At 60.8% G+C, this 2,530-nt stretch carries 2 protein-coding genes; both read left to right on the top strand.

The features are described 5' to 3' along the window. Window positions 1–2,086, top strand: a 2,086-nt coding sequence (locus NTW95_07535; GenBank protein MCX6557261.1) for a protein kinase, incomplete at its 5' end; no start/stop codon positions are given. An 82-nt stretch (window positions 2,087–2,168) separates the two neighbouring features. Beyond that, the coding region (locus NTW95_07530) for a protein kinase (protein MCX6557260.1) at window positions 2,169–2,530 on the top strand (362 nt) is incomplete at its 3' end.

Below are 2,530 nucleotides of genomic sequence, written 5' to 3'. Positions count from 1 at the left end.
ACCGTCTGCCGTCCACCGTCTGCCGATCCCCCAAGTGCTCGACATAGCCACCCAGATCGCCAGGGGGCTGTCAGCGGCCCACGCCAAGGGCATCGTCCACCGCGACATCAAGCCGGCCAATATTTTCATCACTAACGAAGGAGTGGTCAAGATCCTGGACTTCGGCATCGCCAAACTGGCCGGCGGCCAGACCAAGCTGACCAAGACGGGCTCCACCATGGGCACGGCGGCCTACATGTCCCCCGAGCAGACCTCGGGAAAGGAGGTGGACCAGCGCACCGACATCTGGTCGCTGGGCGTCATTCTCTACGAGATGCTGTCGGGCGAAACGCCGTTCAAGGGCGAGTACATGCAGGCGGTGGTCTATGCCATCCTCAACGAGGAGCCCAAGCCCCTGGGCAATGCCCGCTCCGTCATGCCTGCCGGCCTGGACCTTGTCATCACCAAAGCCCTGTCCAAGGACCCGAAGAACCGCTACCAGAACATGAACGACCTAGCCGCGAACCTGAAGGCGGCAGCCGAAGGCACGCAGCTAATTATAGCCGGGACCAAAGGGTTCTGGGCGAACATTTTTTCAAAAAAAACACTCTACCTTTCGTCCGCGGCTGCCGCGCTGGCGCTTCTCCTGGCGCTCGACGTCGGGGGCATCCGCGGCCGCCTGTTCAGTCCGAGGGGCAGCGTTCCAGGCATCGTCCGGATGGCGGTGCTGCCGTTCGCCAACCTGAGCAACGACCCGCAGCAGGAATACTTCAGCGACGGCCTCACCCAGGAGATGATCAGCCAGCTCGGGAAACTGCACCCGCAGAGCCTGAGCGTTATCGCCCGCACCTCGGTGATGCGTTATAAAAAAAGTGATGCACCCATCGACCAGATCGGCCGCGAGCTCGGGGTGGACTACGTTCTGGAAGGGAGCGCCCGGCGCGAGGGAAGCCGGGTCAGGGTCACGGCTGAGCTCATCCAGGTGAAGGGCCAGGCGCAGCTGTGGGCCGACACGTACGAACGCGAGATGTCGGGTATCCTGGGCCTGCAGAGCGATGTGGCCGGGAAGGTCGCCGGCGCCCTGGCCATCCGGCTGCTGCCCTCGGAGAAGGCGCAGCTGGCCGAGGCGCGCCCCGTCAATCCCGAGGCCCACGAAGCCTACCTCCAGGGCTTCTTCCATTGGATAAAGATGACGCCCGGGGATCTGGACATCGCCGAGAGGTACTTCGACCTGTCCCTCGAAAAGGACCCCTCCTACGCACCGGCCTACGTCGGGCGCGCCTTTATCTGGGTCGTCCGCAACCAATTTGGTCTCGCGCCGCCCGAGCAGGCGGGACCGAAGGCCAAGGCCGCGGCGCTGCGGGCCATCGAGCTGGACGAAAATCTTGCCGGCGCCCACGAGGCTCTGGCTACGGTCAGGACATGGATCGATTGGGATTGGGACGGCGCCCGGGAATCCTGGCGGAGAACCCTCGAGATCAATCCCAACGTCGCGAACGCGCAGGCATTGTACTCCCACTTCCTGATGATCATGGGGCATGGCGAGGAGGCCCTGAATCACAGCGAACGGGCCGTTGTGCTCGACCCGTTCAACCCGCTTGTCCACAGCTTTCATGCGTTCGTCCTGTATTGGCAGCGGCGCCACGACGAGGCCATCTCGGCGGCGAGGGAAGCCCTGCGCATTCAACCGGGCTTTCCCCTCGCCACGAATGCGCTCTGGTGGATCATGCACGAATTGAAGGGAATGGAGAAAGAGACCCTCGAAGCTGCCAAAGCCTGTGAAAGAGTTATTTATAACGACCCGAGAATCGACGCGGCGCTCGATGAAGGCTATGCTCAAGGAGGATATGCCGAGGCGATGAAGCGCGCGGCCGAAGCCCTGATCGCCCGCCTTCCCAAGGCATACAGTATGCCGAGCGATATCGCAATCTTTTACGCCATGGCCGGGGAGAAGGACAAGGCTTTGGATTGGCTGGAGAAAGGTTTTGAGGTCCGTGATCCGGCGTTGCCGTACCTCGGGTACCCCTGTTTCGACATCCTTCGCCCCGACCCGCGCTTCCAGGACCTGATGCGGCGCATGAAACTCCCAATGAGCGAGAAAAAATGATCGGCCAAATCGTTTCCCATTGCAAGATCCTGGAAAAGCTTGGCGCCGGCGGACCTGTCCGCCCGGCCAATTGATTTAATCTATGACAGGAAAAATTGTTTCTCATTATAAAATAATCAAAGAACTTGGCCGTGGCGGAATGGGCGAAGTCTATCTCGCCGAAGACACCAAGCTGCACCGCCAGGTAGCATTGAAGTTTCTGCCTAAGCAATTGACCGCAGACAAGGAAGCACGCGAGCGCTTCGAGCGTGAAGCCCAGGCAGCGGCCGCCTTGAACCATCCCAATATCGTGATCATTTACGAGATCGGCGAGCACGATGACCAGGTCTATATCGCCATGGAATACGTGGAAGGACAGACGTTGATGGAATTGATTTCGGGCGATGGGGCGATTGGCGTCGGGGCACGGCGCGCCGTGCCCCTACCTGTAAAGGACGTCATTGA

This window comes from Candidatus Aminicenantes bacterium, from assembly GCA_026393795.1.
Classification (GTDB): domain Bacteria; phylum Acidobacteriota; class Aminicenantia; order UBA2199; family UBA2199; genus UBA2199.
This window is presented reverse-complemented; position numbering and strand designations above follow the sequence as displayed.